The sequence below is a fragment of the Mesorhizobium sp. NZP2234 genome (assembly GCF_013170765.1).
Classification (GTDB): Bacteria; Pseudomonadota; Alphaproteobacteria; order Rhizobiales; family Rhizobiaceae; genus Mesorhizobium; species Mesorhizobium loti_D.
Map to the genome: position 1 here is coordinate 6,611,862 of NZ_CP033364.1, position 19,028 is coordinate 6,630,889.

The following is a 19,028-nucleotide window of genomic DNA, read 5'->3' on the forward strand; positions in this document are numbered from 1 at the left end:
CATGTTCGAACTTTTCGGAACGACGCTTCCTTCGCGGCTGCTTCTCGGTACGGCTCAATATCCTTCACCGGCCATCCTTGCCGATGCGGTCAAGGCGTCGGGCACGTCTATCGTGACCGTCTCCTTGCGGCGTGAGATGGCCGGCGGCAGGGCTGGCGAAAAATTCTGGTCGCTGATCGGCTCGCTCGGCACGAGAATCCTTCCCAACACGGCCGGCTGCCACTCCGTCAAGGAAGCGGTCACGACCGCGAAAATGGCGCGCGAAGTGTTTGGCACGAGCTGGATCAAGCTCGAAGTGATCGGCAACCACGACACGCTGCAGCCGGATGTGTTCGGGCTGGTCGAAGCGGCGCGCATACTGTGCGAGGACGGCTTTGCGGTATTTCCCTATACCACCGACGACCTTGTCGTGGCCGAGCGGCTGCTGGAAGCGGGCTGCAAGGTCTTGATGCCATGGTGCGCGCCGATCGGTTCGGCCCTCGGCCCGGTCAACATTACGGCGCTGCGCTCGATGCGCGGACATTTCCCCGATGTCCCACTGATTGTGGATGCAGGTCTTGGCAGGCCTTCGCATGCGGCGACCGTCATGGAACTCGGCTTTGACGCCGTGCTCCTGAACACGGCGGTCGCCAAGGCGGCCGATCCGGTCGGCATGGCGCGAGCTTTCGGCAAGGCGGTCGAGGCCGGTCGTGAGGCTTTCGGTTCGGGAATGCTCGAACCGCGCGACGTCGCCGTGCCATCGACGCCGACGATCGGCAGGGCAGTTTTTTCATGAAGCTCGATCCCTTCTATCTGATCGTCGATAGTGCAGCCTGGATCGAGCGGCTGGTGCCGCTCGGCGTCAAGCTGGTGCAGCTTCGCGTCAAGACCATGGACGAAGCCGGATTGCGCGCTGAGATCCGCACAGCGAAGGCCTTGTGCGCTCGATACCGGTGCCAGCTCATCATCAATGACTACTGGCGACTGGCCATCGAGGAAGGCTGCGACTTCGTTCATCTCGGTCAGGAGGATATGCAAACCGCGGACCGTTCGCGGATACGGGCAGCTGGCGTGAGGCTCGGACTGAGCACGCATGATGGTGTCGAACTGGAAACGGCGATGGCCGCCGAGCCTGACTATATCGCGCTTGGGCCCATCTACCCGACCATCCTGAAGAAGATGAAATGGGCGCCGCAAGGACTCGAACGGATCAGAGAATGGAAGCATCGGGTAGCGCCAATCCCATTGGTCGCCATTGGCGGTCTCAACCCTGACAGGCTCGACGGTGTTTTCGCGGCTGACGCCGACAGCGCGGCAGTGGTCACCGACATCACGCTGAATGCCGATCCCGAAGCGCGCACACGAGAATGGATCGAAAAGACGGAGCGATGGCGCTGAGGCGAGAACCGCATGTGCTTGTCGTTGGCGGGTCGGACTCCAGCGGTGGAGCTGGAATTGCCCGCGATATAGAAACGGTTTCCGCCTTCGGGCTGCGCAGTTGTCTTGCCATCACCGCCGTGACAGTCCAGACGCACTCGGCTGTCGAGCACGTCAAGCTTGTGCCGTCGGAGCTTGTCGCTGCTCAGATGCGCGCCGCGTTCGCTGCCAACGCTGTCGCGGCCGTCAAGATAGGCATGATTGGGACATCGGCGGGTGTTGAGGCAGTCGGCGCTGTTTTGGTCAACCGCCAAGTGCCTGTGGTACTCGACCCGGTCCTGGCCTCTACCTCGGGACGCAATCTGCTGGCGGACGATGCCATTAATATGCTGCGCCAAGATCTGATGCCGATCTGCCGGCTTGTAACGCCTAACCTGGTCGAGCTGGCTGCGTTTACCGGCTCGTCACCGGCCGCGGACGAAGAAGGGGCTTGGCGTCAGGCTGAAGAGCTATCGAGGACGGTGAGGACCGCCGTACTCGTCAAGGGCGGCCATGCACAAGGAACCCGTTGCGTCGACGTGCTTTTGCAGCCGAACCAACCTGCAGTTCGGTTTGAGGCGCCCCGCTTGCCGCGAGAGATGCGCGGAACGGGTTGCATGATGGCCAGCGCAGTCGCCGCCTCGCTTGCTCTTGGAGCGTCGCTGGAAGCGAGCGTGCGCCAAGCCAAGCAACATGTTTTCGATGCGCTTGCCGGATCGAAGGATATCGGGCCGATAAGCTGATCGGCCCGAACGTATCCAACGCTCCGATCAAGTCTGGCAGGCGATCGTGGGTCTACTCCTAGGACATGAAGACCCTATCGGGGTGAGAATGCGGCATACACGGTCGCTTTCGCCTATGAACAACACGCCGCTTCGAGGAGGAGCTGCATGCCTCTGTGCCAACCGGTTGATGGGTCATCCGAAACCCGCACCTAGTCGTCGCTAGCGACAGCATGCCGCTTGGCACGTTGTTGGGTGAGCGAACGTTCGAACCGGGGTTAGCCAACTCGAGCCATAATTGCGGATTGAATCGCCGTTGCGGTATATAGGGAAGCATCTAACGACAGATTCCCAAACGCCGGTTGACAAAGGAGGTAGTTTGCACCCGCCGCTTCCAGCTGATCAAGAAGAGCTTGTCCCGCAGATGCTGCCGTTCCTACTACGCACAATTCCTTCTCGATTGCTGCATCGAAGGTCAGTGGCAGGTTTGGTGGAGTCGGCATGCCATTGAGATCATAAAGGAATTTAAAGCTCTTGAGCCACCGTTCGTAAGCAGGTGCGGCGAGTGAACGTGCATCGGTTTCAGAACGCCCAATCACGACCATTCGGAGCAATCCAAGAAATGGCGTTTGGTCGTCCGCCTCACTTGTGTGCTCTCGACGGAAGGCATCAGTGATTCTTCTAACGGAAGAGGAAGGTCCCACGCACGCGATGTTCATGCCATTCGCAGCGGCCCAGACTGCCGATTCCGGTCGATTGGTGGCGATCCAAGTCGGCGGATGTGGACGCTGATGAGTTCTTAGCGTCAGCGGAACGCTGTTCAACTCAAAGTGGCGACCTTGATACGATAGCGTGCCGCCCTTCAGCGCATTGATAAGAATTTCGCTGGCTTCCGCATAGTGGTTTGGCGCCACGTCCGAGCCAATCCCGAAGTAACCCAATTCGATCGGGAGCGAGCCACGCCCTATCCCAAGTTCGAGCCTGCCACCGCTCAATTGGTCCAGCATACAGATCTCTTCGAACGCACGTAGCGGATGATAGAGGGCAAGCAACATTACCAAAGGTCCGACACGAAGGCGCCGGGTTCGCTGGGCTACGCTCGACAAGAACAGATTCGGTGAGGGACCTCTCCCATGTGGGGTACAATGGTGCTCTGCGAGATGATATGCATAGAACCCAAGGTGATCGCACGCCTCCGCTAACATCAGGCGATCTTCGTACTGTCGGGCGATATCGGGGCCGTCCTCGTCCAGATGATCGAAGATTCCGACAGCTAGGCCTGAAGGAAAGGCCTTATCCATGATATTGTCTCCATTTTTGACGCAACAAGTCCTGCTTGCGTATTCCAAGCAATTTAAAGGTTTCTCGCTTGTGTAATCGCTCGGATTATTGCCTGCGAAATGCTAAAGCAGAGCCTTAACAACCTAATTCGGGGGCCTTGACATATTCAATATTCTACTAATACGACTAGCGGCACGAAGAAACGCATCCATTTGCTCTTTTGTACCGATGCTGACGCGGATGTAATTTTCCAAACCTTTATCGGGAAAGACGGCAACAAGTATTTTTTGCCTTGCAAAGGCTGATTGCCACCATGAGCCGTCCTGTCCCGTTGGCACGCGGGCAAGCAAGAAGTTTGCGTGGGAAGGGATTACGGAAAATCCAAGTTGCGACAGCGCGAGCGTCACTCGCCGTCGTTCATGCCTGATGTGTCTGTGGTTGTCTGCATAGGCGGCGCGGTGCGCAAGGACGCTGATACCAACCGCCTGCCCGATCACATTCATGTTGAAGACGTTCTGGATGTTGCGTAGCCTGCCGATAATTTCAGGGTGACCGAAACCGAAACCGACGCGAACGCCGGCGGCAGCATAGCTTTTCGAAAATGTCCTTAAGACCAGAAGGTTCGAATAGCGATTGATGAGGCGTAGACCATTCTCGGGTGCAAAGTCGACGTAGGCCTCATCCAGCACAATCAAGCGGTCCGATTTCGCTACCAGGCGTTCGATATCGGCCACCGGAACGAACGTTCCAGTCGGATTGTTCGGATTGGCTAACAGAATGAACTTGGCGTCCTTTGCAGGACCGAAGAGCAATTGCTCCATCGGCAAGGAATTATCTTCGCTAAATTCGATTTCGACAAATTGAGCACCCTGCAACGTTGCAAGTTTGCGGTTGAACGAAAAGCCTGGCGACATCATCGCCACGCTATCCCCCGGGGCAAGGAATGCTCTGTAGACAAGTCCAAGCAGTTCAGACGATCCGTTGCCGGCGATCACCTGATCCAGGGAGACGTTGTAGGCGTTCGCGGCTGCTTCCCTCAAGCTGATGTTATCGTCTTCTGGATATAGATACTGCCGTTCGAGAGCTGCAATCGCACTTTGCATTATGATTGCCGGAAGCGGGAAGGGGTTTTCATTCGTGTTTAGTTTTACCCAACTTGAATCCGGCGCTGGTGTATCGGATGGCAGAGCATCTAACTGTCTCGCCACTTGCGAAAGAGACGAAAGCACACTCTGAAGTTTTGCATCGGACATGTTTTTCTCCGTTTCAGTCGCAGAGGGAATCCGGGATGAACTGATGGTCTAGAGCAGATGGCCGACCGACGGTTCGTTCTCACCGCCGTTGTCAGCACATTGATCCCGTGAGGTCGGGCGGGCTGTCCTCCCGGGTCGGATTGGCCCGACCCTCAGGTCCGCATCCACTCGTCATCGGGCCAAGGCTCCGCCAACCACCAATGCTTGATTTGTCCCTGATATTTGCCTCGGTCGGCCTCGTACCTTTAAAGAGGCTGCGCTGGCAGGCGCCAGCGGTGCCTGGTCGCTGAGGACGGACGGGACCGTAGCGGCGGCCGAAGGAGCAGCCTCAGTCGGCCGCGTGGCCAGCCTGTCTGGCATCATCGGCCCCAGTTGCAGCACCTTGTTGCCCGGTCCGCTCTTCCACGGCGCCGCGGAAAAACACTGTCCGTGGCAGCAGTCAAAGTCGTTTCTGCCGATTGACGCTCCCGCTGCCAGGAACATGCGATGCAGCTTCACTGTCTGCCCAAGCAGATTGGCGATTGTGGTGAGGAGGCGGAGGTCGTAATCGAGGAGGGAACCTGATTTGTTGTCCAGGATGCGGTCGATGGTCGGCGTGCCCACGACGTTCGCATCGACGCGAACGGGTACGCCGATGAACGACACTTTCATGTTGTCGGACGCCCCGAGTACGTCCTTGTCGGCGGCGTTGAAAGCAAGCGCGAAAAAAGCCCTGGCCGTAAGTCGGGGCGCTGCAACGTAGTCGAGTGCACAGCGGTGCGATGCCTTGCCATGGGTTTCCTTTCATGAAGCGCGATCGTCGACTGGCTCTGCACGCCGCAACCGCACGTTGATTCACGAGACGGGAATGGGGCGGGAGAGTCAATCGAGCTTTCTTTCATTCGCGAAAGGAAACTCTGCGCTCATGATAGAATTCCATCAGTTTCATATAGCTCCGGTAGATGATGTCGAACGGCAGAATGTCTGCCCCGGCGTCGCCGCGGTGCCGGTGCTGATGGCCCGGGTGACCTTGCCCCTCTGATCTAATCCGGTTTGAAGTTCGTTCTGGCCCATCGAGAGGACCAGGACATGAAACTCTGAAGAGCAGATCATCGGAATTTTGAAGGAACACGAGGCCGGGGTATCGGTTGCCGATCTGTGCCGCAAGCACGGGGTCAGCGACGCCTCGATCTACAACTGGAAGGCCCGTTTCGGCGGGATGGATATCTCCGAGGCTCGGCGACTGAAGGCACTGGAGGACGAGAACACGCGGCTGAAGCGGCTTCTGGCCGACGCCATGCTCGACAATGCCGCGTTGAAGGATCTTGTGGGAAAGAAATGGTGACGCCCGCGGCCAAGCGGAAAGCTGTCACTCGCCTGAAGGAAGGCTTCGGGATGAGCGAACGGCGGGCGTGTAAAGCCATCGGCTGTTGCCGCATGACGGTTCGCTACGAGACCAGCAGGCCGGACGACCGCGAGGTTCGCGAGCGGATGAAGGCGATCGCGCAGGAGCGTCGCCGGTTCGGCTACCGGCGTCTTCTCGTGATGCTGAGGCGGGAGGGCCTGGTCGTGAACCACAAGAAGCTGTTCCGGCTCTATCGGGAGGAGAAGCTCGCCGTTCGCCGCCGTGGCGGCCGCAAACGGGCGATCGGGACCAGGGCGCCGATGCGGGTGCCGCTGAGGCCCGACGAGCGCTGGTCGCTCGACTTCGTGTCGGACCAGCTCACCGACGGGCGCCGCTTCCGCATCATGGCCGTCGTCGACGACTGCACGAGAGAGTGCTTGGCACTCATCGTTGATACGTCTCTCTCGGGCATGCGGGTTGCCCGCGAATTGGACCGGCTCATTACCGAGCGCGGCCGGCCGAGGATGATCGTCAATGGCAGCGAGTTCACCTCGAACGCCATCCTCTCATGGGCGGATCAGAGCCGCGTCGAATGGCATTACATTGCGCCCGGCAAGCCGATGCAGAATGGCTTCATCGAGAGCTTCAACGGCCGACTGCGCGATGAACTGCTCAACGAGACGCTGTTTACCTCGCTGGCTCAGGCGCGCGTAGCCATCGCCCTGTGGCGCGCCGACTACAACACCGCGCGGCCGCACTCCCAAATCGCCTGGCAGACACCGGCCGAGTTCGCCAGCACCTTCAATCCGCGACGGTCGCTCGCGCTGCGCTATGCCAAAGGCTCCGCGCCAGCGCCCGTCGCATCACCCGCCCAGCAGGGCACAACCCACGCCGGAAACGAACTCAAAACTGGATAGAAACTGGGGCAAGGTCAGCGGTTTTGGGGATTGGCTGACCGGGAGCCGGGCGCCGTGATCGACATGCCGTATTGAACGCGGGCCTTAAAAGTTAGGTGGTCGCCACTTGTGGATTCGCAGACCGACCTAACGCGGCGACTTCAACACGCCAGACGCGAGGCAAGATACGCCAAAAAGCTTCATCTCCCGTTGGATGTTCGCCGTTTCAGTGGGGGTTGCATGAGGTGTAATCATCACTTGATTGATGAACGTCTTCGCCTCGATGACGATATAGACACCCTCTCTCAATGCCTGCTTGTCCAGCCAAAGGAGTCTCACTTCGTCTTCGAACTTGAAGGCCCGCCGCTTGTGCAACAGCATGGTCGCGGCCATCCGGGTAACTTCTTTCTTCGATCCTTCTGCGATCGACTGAGCCAGACGAACAAGAGTTCTCTCGCCACGATACTGGACGCGGCCTAGAAAAGCGGAGTCGGCGCTGTTCTCGATGAGGGCTTTTGCCGCGTTCACCATCGCGTCCACACGACAGCGGATACGGACAACAGGAGTTTCTTTTTCGGGACCAAAGCCTGCCATTCGCCAACGCGGTTCGTCATGTGCACCTGTGGTCCAACACGAGCCGTACGATTGAAACCCCGACAAGGGACCGGGGCGATTGAACAGACGATCGCACCACCACCGCTCATAGGGGTCCTGCCAACATCGAACGGGCGAGAGCCGCAGTTTGTTTATTTCGAAAATCAGCTTGGCGTAACGCCATTCCAGCATGTGATAGAGGAATGGTTTTGTGATTGCGGGATCCGTCATCACTTTCCGGCCGTCGGCGCCGCGCTCGACGAGGGACCAAGAGATGGCATGCTTCTGGTCGATGATCATGACAGATTCCCAAGAGCCCGCTTGGCACTCTAATCGGCTCATTCAGTAGCTAAACCAATAATTTTCACGGTGAGCCGTGTAGAGTTCTCAACTGAATGTCGCACGTGCCCTTGCGAAAACACCAGATCTGCGCTCAGAGATTGCAGCCCATTTGGTTGAAAAGGACGCCGGCGCATTCAAGCCGCAGATAAGTCACATGGAAAAGCAACTTAGCGAAGGCGAGATCAAAGACGCCCTCGACGACTTGTCGTGGCAAAAGCTTAAGACTCACCTGGACGCGATCGAGTTCGATGAAGCGCTCGCCGGTGAACTGCTGGGCCACGTAAGGCGATGCGGGCGGTTAGTTCTCAGATATCCAGACCCGAAACGCGAGAAGCTACGAGACCAGCTGCTCGACGGACTGGCCGCATATCTCAAGGAACGCTTGGGAGACGACGCGCTGTCTTGCTTTGAGAGCGTCCGCGCGACGTTTCGGACGATCGAGGATGGCTATCGTGGCATTCTCACATTGCTCGCTCGCGCTGAGGTATCGAAGTTGCTGCCAGACGTAAGGGTAGCCGCCTACCTACAGCGCGCAAACGCTCAGTATAAGGACGTAAATAAGCGCGCCGCTGCAGCCATACGCCAGGGAGAAACCCTTGAGGCCATGGCAGGCGTTCTCCTGAAGGACGACGATGGCAACGACTTTTCGCCTGATGCAGCCTCCGACGCGATCGTCAAGACTCTGACCAGCACCCTGTTGATGGAAGGGTATACCAACGATTGGTTCGACAAGAATGGCCTGCTCGTCGTGCCAGATTTCGAACCTGCGGATGAGGAAACCATCTACAAGGCGGGCTCCACCGAAGTCCTTGGTATCTGCTGGGGTCGGTGGGAACGCACGGAGGAACACCGCAGATTTCTAGAGACGGAGTGGACCGAACTGACGGGCGAGGCCCGTCCAAAGGGGCTGCCCGACAATATTCAGCGCGTAATCGACACAGGCCCGACGGAAACGTGGCTGTGGGATTTCATCGCCAACGAACGGCTGCAGGACCGTCTGGTGCAGACATTCCTGGAGATGTCCTTTGAAACGCGAATGCGTCAGGGATTACGCGGCATCGCCGGCCCTGCTCCTCTGCTTCCGGATGCTTACGTGTCGGCCGAGGAGGCTCATTCGGCCGTATCGTTGTCCGCAATATTAGGCTACGCGGTGGTCGAGGATCTTGCTCGGCCGGGCAAACTCCGCTTGGTCGAATGGCTGCGTGGCTACGCATTCCTGAAAGGCCTGGCGGAGGAGCGCTTCGACAGTAGCCCTGCTGGCGTAATCCTTATCGAAGAGGCCGAGCTGTCCGCCAGATTGCAGCAGGTGGGGCTCTCTGCGGAGGCGACACGGATCTTTCTCGGGCATGTGTCTTTGGGACGGACCAGCCGCGATATGTATGACTGCCCGCTGGTAAGGACCTCTAGCGGCAAGCTTATTCTCTTCGCTCCGGCCGTTCTCGCAACCCATATTGTCAGCGTCGTCCTCTCAAACCTCTCCAGACTCCGCGAGCAGCTGTCACGAAAGGGAGCCGCTTTCGAGACCAGCGTACGCAAGTTTTTCACTGACCGCGAAATGGATTGCCGGGGCTTTAAGGTCAAACGCGAGGCAGAGGTATATGAATTCGATGCCGTTCTTGTCTGGGGCGACCGTGTTTTTCTGTTTGAGTGTAAGAATCGCAGCCTCTCGGGCCGAAACCCCGCACAGGCGTATTACTTCGCGCTCGAAAACCGCTCCAACGCGCGCCAACTGCAGCGCCAAGCAGACGCGCTTCGGCAATATCCAGATATCCTAACCGAGGAATTTGGCCCTGAGGCTGCGAACAAGGAGGTCGTCCCTTGCATACTAAATTCGCTGCCTTTTTCTTTGCCAGGGTTGCAGGATGGCGTCTACTTCACGGACTGGTCTGCTGTTACGAGGTTCTTCCAGGACAGGTATGTGCACGCAAAGACGGCACACCACGTCACCGATGATGTGACTTTGCTGCATCGATCCGCTCTCTACGATTTATGGCTCGGGGATCAGCCGACGCCGGATCGTTTCATCCGGGCTTTGGACAACCCCTTCCAATTGGAAATCGTGGGTAACCACATCGACATCCATCGCAGCATATTTCCCGTTGGACCCGAGATGGCGGTGGTTTCTCGCGAATTCATGCGGGAAAACACCACGGCGGAATCCATAGCTGAGACTTTGGGCGCTTCCCCAGATCGGCTGCGGGCCGATATCGCCAAGGTCGGACGCGCGGTTAAGAACGTGCGTGCAAGGCATAAACAGTCACTCCTACGAAGAGAAGATCGCGCGTGGCGCGAACGTCGAAAGCGGCGCCCGGACTTAGGCGAATAGGGAGAGGCCAACCGCCTTCAATCAGCTCCGCGGAGGCATGCTGGCAGCGTCCAGGCGACGGTGAATCAACGAAACAAGCGACAGCAAGTCTTCGGCGTCTTCCTTTGACATCGCCCAGTTTATTCGCGCCTCGTGTGCGGTGGGATTGCGGAACATCCCGAACGTCCCTTTCAGGAGATTACCGAAGCCCTTCTGCTCGTCCTGCTCGCTTTTCGTAGCGAGGGCATTGATTGCCAGCATCGGAGGTGTCCCCGAGAACGCCCTGTCGACGAGCACGGCGCCGTCGTCATCGAGCCCGGTGCGGAACCGCACCTTGGCGGCGATGCTTTTCACCGCTTCGAGCACAGCGTGGAAATAGTTGTCCTGCAGCAGTTCTTGCCGACAGAACTTCATTACGTCCGGATGCACGCCTCGTGAAGCGAGGTCTTCGCGCAGCTCTCGCGCTCGCCGCTCTGCCTGCCCGAGCGTCTCGACCTTTTCTGCCTTCGATAGCTCGCCAGAAGCGGCGACCGAAAGCCCCGTGAACGCGAGCGCCCGGTTGAGGTTCGCACGCATTGGTTCGAAGCGTTCAGGCTCGCGGACAAACCGCGCCGGCTTCATGGCCTTCCGGATGAACCCAATGATGCGAGTGCGATCGCGGCGCGTATTCTGCTCATGGGCGAAGGCGTTGTAGAGGCGATGTCTTTTCGTGATGGCGGGATCGGTATCCTTGATACGACAGCTCGTCAGAAGGCGACCAATTTCGGGGCCTCTCAATCCCTCCGACGTATCCGCGAGTGCATCCGCAATTGCCTGCAGCTGTTCTTGGGAAAACGAAGCCATAACAACCCCTGTGTTCTGACGTGGTAGCGTATCAGCCCCAAATTGTCACAGAGCATGTAGAATCCCTCGATAGCCAAGCGGCGACTGGTTCGAAGCGGACAACCGCCAAGCCTCAGGACCTGAAGCTGAAAGGCCCAAAAGGGAGGTTATTGATTTATGACGTTCAGTCATCCTCTCCGATTCAGTAACGCAGCCCAGTCGATTGCCGCAGTTCCGCCAGCGAGTGTAGGAGGGGCATCAGCCCGAAAGTAATTTTCGCCCTCTCGAAAATCCACCGCGAGGATCTTCTCATCCGCGAATATGCAATTCGAAAAATCACATTTCTCAAAAGCATATTTATAATTCGCATGAAAATTAACTGAATCAATCGAGTCGACACGAGTGATACCGCAGTTCTTGAACATGGATCTCTCAAATCGACCGTCAACCGTTACGCGCTTCCATCCCACTATTGTTACGCCGTTAAACGATGCATTTTCCAATCTATCAATTTCGTATTCGTCATCGAAGGGAAATTCCCCTCCGAAATATCTTACTGAGGCAAACCCTGGAATGTAGTGCCAGTATACAGGATCATCGTCGTAGTGGTAATCCTGTTCTGGCTCTGCAACGTAGAAGGTGATGCTTCGGCCGGTATTAAAACCGGCCTCGTCTCCCGACCGCATGACGCCGGAAATCTCTTCTCGATGCCGGTTGCCGTGATAGTTACGCATGTGATCTTCGACAAAATCAGCGAGCAGATTCATTGCGCTCCGCGCGTAGTCCCCTTGCCCGCTATGAATGAGCACACTTAGAGTAGCGACACCGGCAGACACATGGGATGGTTTGCTTGGCTCGCTCAAAAGTTTAGCTCCCTCCTGAAGCAGTTTTGCGCGCCCTTCGTTCTCAGCTTGATTGGCATGCCTAACGCTAATGGAACCCCGCCAGCTAACCGTGCAGAAAGTTACGAGCGCGAACAGTGCAACACCGAAGGGGGCGAGCGCTTGGGCCAAGCGGGTATCATGCTCGCCATCGAAGCCGTCACTGAAAATGAACAGAAAAGCGATTACGATAGCTACGGCCGTGAACGTCGCACTGACGATCGACAGCACATACCAATGCTTTTCGGCGATAGTTGGCCATTCGCCGGTTGAATCCTTGCCCCTACGTTCGATCACATAGTCCCCCAGCCTTGACGTTTATCCGCACTCACATGTCAGCGTGGCGTTAGACTTATAGCGCTACCGATTCAATCATGGCGCTCGATAGCCACGGGGAAGATCGATGCAAGGTCTTCCTCCACGTCTATCTCGAATTCGGCGGCGAGCGCCGAAAGCTGCAATCCGAAGATTGCCCGCAACTCCCCTAACGCCACGAAATAGCCGGGCGTCAACGGGCGGTAGCCATGATCATGCCACCGGATCGATGATCCACTATCGACGTCGTTGCGCAGGCGATAGGCGATGTTTCGGTAGTCCGGCAGCGCATCCTCCAGAAAACGCCGGGAGGCTGTGCGCAGATGCCGGACACGGCGTGCAGCTGGCGAATGCTCGGGAAGGTCGTTCAAGATTTGCGTGAGCTCATTGCGAATCTGAATCACCGACTGATCTACTTGGTCCGGAACCTCGAAATGCATCGGCACGTAGAGCACACGCCGATTCTCTAAGAAATTGAACAGCCGCAAGATCACCGTCCGTTGTGCGACTGGCGGATTCCAGCTCGCGCTAATACTTAGGAACCCGATGCCGGTGAGCCTGCTTCGAATGGCATCGAAGCTTCGCCGAACGATTGCCATCTACTACCCCCACTCCAGTTCTCATCATTGGCGCGGTAGGATGTAAAAGGAAAGCCCGGCGGTTGGCACGGCGTAACTCGCCGCAACCATCTAATGAGATCGTTGACGCGCCGACGCGCTTGCGCTGTTTCCTGTGAGAGGAGACGAAAGAGAGCCACGACCTACATTGCGGCCCGAGCAATGCCCTCCACGATGATTTGGAACATTTCAATCTGTTGCTGATATTCGCCCTCCAAGACCTCTTGTTTAGCGGGCGTATTGAATGTGGCCTTGACCAAATTGCTATCTGGCCGCTCGCGGACCTATCGCCCAGGTTTCTTTGCGCGGATGTTTCCCGCGGGAAAATGGAAGCTGACCCTTGACCCGAAAATCTCAGGACATTTCCGGCTGGCTCAAGATGGCGAGGTGGAGCTTAGCTGCCTTGATATCGTGTCGATTTCGACCAGCAAGGCGCTTCTGTGGCACACCGTCGAGATACGAGCTCGTGGCAGAACAGGCACCCTTTCGGCATTGTCGGGTGACGCGGCCACACAACTGGCCGCAGACCTTCATGCCTTCATCAACACTCACCTGTTTGGGCTTATCGCCACCGAGAAGGATCGCCTGCTCGATGTCGACGAAAGGCTTCGCGAGCTTACCGAAGGCAACAGACAGTATCTTGCACAGGCCGATCTGGGCAGGGCTGTTGCCGGCGTCCCCGGCGCCGCAGCGGCCGCCCTCTCTCACCCGCTTCTAAACCCAGACATGATGCCGGTAGGACTTAAGGCCTCCCTTCCGGCCTCGTTCGCTATGATAACGGACCCGGCCGTTCGCCATGCCTACAACGAGGCGTTCGTCAGCTCGGAACTGACGAGGTTCCAGCCGTTTTTCGAAGATCTCGACCGGCGATCGTTTTCCGATCAGCAGCGCGAGGCTTGTATCCGCCTTGAGGACAACAACCTCCTGGTGGCCTCGGCAGGATCCGGCAAATCCGCGACGATGGTCGGCAAGGTCGCCTACGTCCTGGAGAAACAACTCTATCGGCCCGACGAGATCCTGCTCCTGGCCTTCAACAGAAACGCAGCCGATGAACTCAGGACGAGGATCGCGGCTCAGTTGCAGGTCGCGGAGGACGCCTTGGAGTGTCGCGTCACGACATTTCATGCGCTCGGGCGCGGAATCATTGAGGAGGTCGAGGGTCGGCCACCGCAGCTCGCCAATTGGGTGGATCATCCCGCTGGCGAAACCAGGGTCATCGAGGCGATAATCCAGAACCTTGTCGAGAGCGATCCGGAATTTGCCCGGATGTGGGCCGAGCTTCTCGTCGTGCATCCCAAAGCCGACATCCCGATTGAGGTATTTGGCGGGGAGGCCGACTATCAGCGCTACGTATCGGACACCCTTAGAAAGGGTAGCGCCACGATCGCTTCCTTGTCCGCCGTGATCGTAAAGTCGTTGCAGGAGAAGAAGATCGCCAACTGGCTTTGGCTGCATTCAGTCGCCTTCGAATATGAACGGCAAATTGCGGTGGAGGAAGACGGTGGCAGCGTCCGCCATCTGCATCCGGATTTCTACTATCCGCAGACCGAAACTGTGCATGAGCATTTCGCGCTCGATGCGGACGGAAGCTCACCCTTTGCGGACTACGCCGAGCACGCCGAGAACAAGCGGCAGGCATATCGCCGCAATGAGATCGATTTCTTCGAGACCACTTCCGCTCAAGCCAGCGACGAGACGCTGCTCAGCACGCTCGAGTCTGAACTGACGCGTCGCTCAATACCTTTCGAGCGAAAGAGCTACGCCGAAATCACCAAGGCGCTCGATCCGGTCGTTATCAAGCACTATCACCAGCTGATATCCACCTGCTTGAAGCACATACGTGCCAGTCACCTCACGCTCGACATGCTGCTCGAACGTGCCAAAACCTTGCATGACAAGGAGCGTGGGAGGCTGTTCGCGCGCGCGGTCTGGCTGATCACTCAAGGGTACTCCCGAAAGATTGAGGAAACCGGGCGGATCGACTTCGATTCGATGATCGCGGATGCGGTGCGTCTGGTCGAGACTGGCCGATATCGAAGCCCCTATTCCCTCATTCTCGTGGACGAGTTTCAGGACATTTCCGAGCCGCGCGCTAACCTCATCAAGGCGCTCAAACAGCAGAAAGCGTTCAGCAAGGTGTTCGCGGTCGGAGACGACTGGCAGTCGATCTATCGCTTTGCCGGATCGGACATCACGATCTTTACGCGGTTCGAAGCGAACTTCGGGACCAGTTGGCAGGGGCGCCTGGAGCAGACATATCGCTGTAACCAGCTCATTGCCGAGACGGCCGCCAAGTTTGTCCAGCGCAATCCCGAACAGATCAAGAAGTCGGTCCGCTCGACGCGCCCGGCCGTCTCGCGATCAATCCGTGTCATTCCCATCGATGATCAACGCGACAAGCCGGACTTTGCGGTGGCATGTCAGCGCCTGCTCGAACGGCTTGATGCCGCTCTGGGTACCATCGCCGACCGGTGGCGCGGCGAAAAGCGCGGCAAGCTCAAGGTTCTGGTTTTGTGGCGCTACAACGTCCTTGATCCATTCGAGGGGCGGCCGCCGTCCTTTGCCAACATCGAGGTGACCGGGCTGTCGTTTCACAGGGCCAAGGGCCTCGAGGCCGACTACACGGTGCTGCTCGATGTCAGCGAGGGCAACTACGGCGTACCAAGCCGCATCGAAGACGACGAGCTGTTGAACCTGGTGATTCCTCGCCCCGAGACCTTCGCTTACGCGGAAGAACGGCGCCTGTTTTACGTGGCGCTGACGCGTGCCAGCCGAGGGGTCTATATGCTCACCAATCGCCGTCAGCCATCCCGCTATATCCACGAGCTTTGCGAGATCGCCGGCGATGAAGTCCGCTTCGAGACGATTGAGGGAGCCGAATTGAGCCAATGCCCGGCCTGCCTCGTCGGCCAATTGGTGGAGCGGCGCAACAAAGACGGATCGATGTTTCGTGGATGCAATCAGTTTCCGGACTGCAAACACACTGAACCGACGAGTGTAGTGCGAAGACGGTAACCGTCTTCACCCATTGTGACGGCGAACTTGGATCCTCTACGACTCACGCCAACGAGCATTGAGCCGAGCTTTGGCCTGACAGGTAGATTTATCTCGGCATCGCCCAAAATTACGGTATACGAAAATGGGCGATGCGGATTTGACCCCATACCAGGAGCGAATACTTGAGTGATCAAAACGAAGCCGTGACGGCTGATCTGGTCGGGCTGACGGCAGACATTGTCTCTGCCTATGTCAGCCAAAACCCTCTGCCCGTCGCTGGGTTGCCAGACCTCATCGCGTCGATCATTCGTCGCTTACAGGCCTTGGTCAGCCGAATGTGCCTGGGCCGTCTCAGCAGGAACCCGCCGTCAATCCAAAAAGGTCGGTAACACCGGATCACATCATCGGCCTGGAAGACGGGAAGAAATTTAAATCGCTGAAACGTCATCTTGCGGTTCACTATGGGCTGGCTCCGAACGAATACCGCGAAAAGTGGGGATTGAAGCCAGACTACCCGATAGAGCACCGAACTACGCGGCCCAAAGATCTACGCTCGCGAAGGCTGCGGGGCTCGGACGCAAACCGCAACCAACGCCGGCCAAAAAGGCCCCTGCCAAACGCAAACCCAGGGCTTAGTGAAGCCAAGCTGTCGGAACGTCCACTCGGGCGCTTCAACAGGTGCGGGTAGCCAATCGAGACCACCCGCGCGTCCACCATCATTCCGGGCGATCTTCGGCGACGTTTGCGCTTTAGACTGAGCGTCGCCGATAGCAGAAGAGTGCTTCCTCGATAGTGGGTCTCGCGATGTAGCGGTCTCCCGACTCGACCCCCCGCATCATGGGATGTCATTGAGGGGGACGAACTGGGCCACCCCAAGTAGCAACCGCTATCGGCTTGTGAGATAAGGTGCAGGTATGCCGGCGTCGTAGCGTGCAGAGCGAGGTTTGGGAACCAAACTAATCCACAGAAATATTTTGTTGGTAGTCCTGTTGGTAGGTGCCGTGGCTATGCGAACCACAAACATTTGAAAGCAAAACCAGATTTCATTTACTTGGAATCCGCCTCTGGGCACCATCAGCTTTAAATTGTATTTTCCTCTCGCAACTTGGTTTTTCGTCATAGGTTTTGACGCAACCATTGCGCCTGTCACAACTCTCTCTCGGTGGTGGTATTCTTGATGGTATCCAGCCACCGAGGTGATGCGAGAGCGCGATTTTCACCACGAATCCCCATTCGTCTCTCAAATCAACGCACAGGCTTGCTTCCGGGCCCTATCCGCCTCCGGCCACCATCTACCAACTCACTTCATCGTCCTGCGGCCCATTCCAGCCGATCGGCCGAAATCAGCGACGTCGCGACTCGCCAGACGAAATGACTTTGCTCTACTCGGCCCTTCAGTGGAATTGATTTGCTTGGTGATCCCCCATCCTTAGGGCAAACTTCCCGGAGGGGCTGCAGGAGGTGATATGAGAGCACGTGCAGCGACGCTTGGGGATCTCGAGGATGTCTTCCATGGCCTGTCCAAGCGGATGTCGGACGAATACGCGGCGGCCGGCAAGGACAGCAAGATCGCCTACGACAATCTGATGATGAATTTGAAGGAAGGCCGTGCGCACGCGCTTGTCGAGGGCGACAAGGCCGTGGCGATCATCGCCTGGCATGAGAACAGCGACGCCGCCGATACGCTGTTTGCCGCGCAGGAGGATTTCTTCCGCGCCTCGACCGTCCGTTTCTGCAAGCGGCACATCCGCCACATCCAGGCGCTCGCCGGCAACCTTCCCATCCACTCACGCAGCTGGCTGCAGGGCCCCGACGTCGCCAGGTGGTTTAGCGTCATCGGCTATGTCGAGCGCGGCCAGGAGAACGGCGCCAATCTGTTCGAACTGCCGCCGGCGCGCGCCAGCTGAGGATCCCCGGCTGGTGGCAAGTCTCCTCCTTGCCGCAACGCCGGCTGTACCTCGCTATCGCCCGCGCAATTCTTTGATGCGGGTCACTTTTTCGAGCGCTTTAACTCAGGGGCCTTGCGAATTGCAGACTCGGCCGCCTTATGGACCGTTTAGCCGAGCGGCTTGCGCAGGGCGACGATTGGCGGGATGTTACAGGGGGGCACCGGGCAAACCGGCAGGCCGGGATCGATATGGCTGCTGAAAATGTCGCGAGCTTTCTTCGCCCTTCTTACCTTTGTTGCCTTGCTGGGGCCGGTAGAGGCAAGCAAGCGTGTATCTCATCTGCTTGACCGCTCCAACCTGCCGATCTCCTATCTTCGCGAATCGGACCTCGTGACCGCATACACGACTGCAATGGCGCGCTTCCGTCTGCAGTTCGCGGGACGTGCGGGCGAAACCAATCTTGCGGTCTCTCTCGAGCCGTTACTTCTGCGGGCGGAATTCCGTGCGCGAACATGGCGCTCGGCGGACGGCAGCTTGTTGCAAGGCTTCGCCGGCAAGGGCGGCTTCCGGTTGACTATCGGCAACTGCCTGGCACGTATCTGCGCTGCCAGCGAATGCAGCGATGCCGGTTGGCCGGTTTACGCCTGCAGCGACGGACGCAAGCGCAAGATGTCCGTCACCGATTTTGTGACGGCAAGCTTCGACGGCGTCCCCTATCGTCGATTGAGCGCCTCCCCTTCACGGGAATGATGGCGCAATGGCGGGTACTGCGACTCGCCGCCGCAGCCGTGCAGAACCCTCAGCGTGCCGAATTGATCGGCGACATCATTTTTTTCCGCGAACACGGTCCAAATGGCATGAGATGGCGGCGTTCCCCGGGCGCGGACTCGTGTCGCATTCGAGCCAGATGGCCGAAAAATCGATGACAAGTGCCGCCGGAACGTGTTGAAGACGGCGGTCAACATGGAGAGGAACGTGCGATCGGGTTGCACTCGGCAAGTGTTGATGGTTTGTTGCCGGTCAGCGGAGAACGAGTGATGCGAGAATCCATCGGTCAAGACGAATACGGGTCTTTCGATCCGGACGACCTGCCGAATCTGAATGCAATCGGCCCGGCCATGGGCGGCGGCAACGACTTCGAAAAATACGCGGTCGCCGTGATCATCGTATTCGGCGCCCTGATCATTGGCGGGCTGATGGCCGCGTCGATGACCTTCGGCCATCGCAACGGGTTCCTCTTCGCGCTTGGCGGCGCTACCTCGGCCTGGATATCGGGAAACGCGCTTCTGCTCGACCGGCCGCGCATCTATGCGCTGTTCGTCGGCATCGCCGCGCTGATGCTGATTGCATCGACCATCACGCTGGTTACCTGACGGCCCGGCCGGCCATGAGCCG

15 protein-coding genes and 2 pseudogenes are annotated in these 19,028 nt (G+C 58.0%); 10 read left to right on the forward strand and 7 right to left on the reverse strand.

Translation table 11 applies throughout. The features are described 5' to 3' along the window. Position 1: 1 nt before the first annotated feature. The 3 genes from EB230_RS31860 to EB230_RS31870 are packed head-to-tail and all read left to right on the forward strand — an operon-like array spanning position 2 to position 2,138. A complete protein-coding gene (locus tag EB230_RS31860; RefSeq protein ID WP_172374874.1) occupies positions 2-775 on the forward strand; it encodes a thiazole synthase in 774 nt (257 codons plus the stop codon). Continuing rightward, positions 772-1,377, forward strand: a complete 606-nt coding sequence (locus EB230_RS31865; protein WP_172374876.1) for a thiamine phosphate synthase — start codon at positions 772-774, stop codon at positions 1,375-1,377. Before EB230_RS31860 ends, EB230_RS31865 begins: the two co-directional genes overlap by 4 nt. Beyond that, positions 1,368-2,138, forward strand: coding sequence for a PfkB family carbohydrate kinase (locus EB230_RS31870; RefSeq protein WP_172375234.1), 771 nt, complete (start codon positions 1,368-1,370; stop codon positions 2,136-2,138). Before EB230_RS31865 ends, EB230_RS31870 begins: the two co-directional genes overlap by 10 nt. A 257-nt stretch (positions 2,139-2,395) precedes the next feature. On the opposite strand, the gene EB230_RS31875 is transcribed toward EB230_RS31870, so the two are convergent. The 3 genes and pseudogenes from EB230_RS31875 to EB230_RS31885 all read right to left on the reverse strand — a co-directional run. Then, on the reverse strand, positions 2,396-3,418 hold the full coding sequence (locus tag EB230_RS31875; RefSeq protein ID WP_172374878.1) for an LLM class flavin-dependent oxidoreductase: 1,023 nt from the start codon (positions 3,416-3,418) through the stop codon (positions 2,396-2,398). 123 nt (positions 3,419-3,541) lie between these two features. Then, positions 3,542-4,651: a histidinol-phosphate transaminase gene (hisC, locus tag EB230_RS31880; RefSeq protein WP_172374880.1), complete on the reverse strand. Its 1,110-nt coding sequence runs from the start codon at positions 4,649-4,651 to the stop codon at positions 3,542-3,544. Between the two features lie 477 nt (positions 4,652-5,128). Then, a pseudogene (locus EB230_RS31885) lies at positions 5,129-5,347 on the reverse strand (GAF domain-containing protein); the annotation flags it as partial. A gap of 391 nt (positions 5,348-5,738) precedes the next feature. Between EB230_RS31885 and EB230_RS31890 the strand changes: the two are divergent. Beyond that, positions 5,739-6,892, forward strand: a protein-coding gene (locus tag EB230_RS31890) for an IS3 family transposase (protein ID WP_246738999.1) whose coding sequence is annotated in 2 segments (ribosomal slippage) — positions 5,739-5,958 and positions 5,958-6,892 — 1,155 coding nt in all. Because the reading frame shifts where the segments join, the coding sequence is not laid out codon by codon here. A 126-nt stretch (positions 6,893-7,018) separates the two neighbouring features. On the opposite strand, the gene EB230_RS31895 is transcribed toward EB230_RS31890, so the two are convergent. After that, positions 7,019-7,765, reverse strand: a complete 747-nt coding sequence (locus tag EB230_RS31895; RefSeq protein WP_172374882.1) for a hypothetical protein — start codon at positions 7,763-7,765, stop codon at positions 7,019-7,021. Between the two features lie 196 nt (positions 7,766-7,961). Between EB230_RS31895 and EB230_RS31900 the strand changes: the two genes are divergently transcribed. Next, positions 7,962-10,133, forward strand: a complete 2,172-nt coding sequence (locus EB230_RS31900; RefSeq protein WP_172374884.1) for a nuclease-related domain-containing protein — start codon at positions 7,962-7,964, stop codon at positions 10,131-10,133. Positions 10,134-10,154: 21 nt separating this feature from the next. Here the strand turns inward: EB230_RS31900 and EB230_RS31905 are convergent, their stop codons facing one another. The 3 genes from EB230_RS31905 to EB230_RS31915 all read right to left on the reverse strand — a co-directional run bounded on the left by EB230_RS31905 (position 10,155) and on the right by EB230_RS31915 (position 12,729). Further along, the gene (locus tag EB230_RS31905) at positions 10,155-10,955 is read right to left on the reverse strand and encodes a TIGR02391 family protein (RefSeq protein ID WP_006334038.1); all 801 of its coding nucleotides are present in this window, start codon (positions 10,953-10,955) and stop codon (positions 10,155-10,157) included. 167 nt (positions 10,956-11,122) lie between these two features. After that, the gene (locus EB230_RS31910) at positions 11,123-12,112 is read right to left on the reverse strand and encodes a hypothetical protein (protein WP_172374886.1); all 990 of its coding nucleotides are present in this window, start codon (positions 12,110-12,112) and stop codon (positions 11,123-11,125) included. A 71-nt stretch (positions 12,113-12,183) separates the two neighbouring features. Next, a complete protein-coding gene (locus tag EB230_RS31915; protein WP_006334046.1) occupies positions 12,184-12,729 on the reverse strand; it encodes a DUF6650 family protein in 546 nt (181 codons plus the stop codon). Positions 12,730-12,999: 270 nt separating this feature from the next. On the opposite strand from EB230_RS31915, the gene EB230_RS31920 reads away from it, so the two are divergent. The 5 genes and pseudogenes from EB230_RS31920 to EB230_RS33065 all read left to right on the forward strand — a co-directional run bounded on the left by EB230_RS31920 (position 13,000) and on the right by EB230_RS33065 (position 19,006). Beyond that, on the forward strand, positions 13,000-15,762 hold the full coding sequence (locus EB230_RS31920; protein ID WP_246738891.1) for a UvrD-helicase domain-containing protein: 2,763 nt from the start codon (positions 13,000-13,002) through the stop codon (positions 15,760-15,762). 164 nt (positions 15,763-15,926) lie between these two features. After that, a pseudogene (locus EB230_RS31925) lies at positions 15,927-16,380 on the forward strand (MucR family transcriptional regulator). Between the two features lie 830 nt (positions 16,381-17,210). Further along, a complete protein-coding gene (locus EB230_RS31930; RefSeq protein WP_056565892.1) occupies positions 17,211-17,651 on the forward strand; it encodes a hypothetical protein in 441 nt (146 codons plus the stop codon). 243 nt (positions 17,652-17,894) lie between these two features. Further along, positions 17,895-18,383, forward strand: coding sequence for a hypothetical protein (locus EB230_RS31935; RefSeq protein ID WP_172374888.1), 489 nt, complete (start codon positions 17,895-17,897; stop codon positions 18,381-18,383). 368 nt (positions 18,384-18,751) lie between these two features. Continuing rightward, positions 18,752-19,006: a hypothetical protein gene (locus EB230_RS33065; protein ID WP_171883371.1), complete on the forward strand. Its 255-nt coding sequence runs from the start codon at positions 18,752-18,754 to the stop codon at positions 19,004-19,006. Positions 19,007-19,028: the final 22 nt, after the last annotated feature.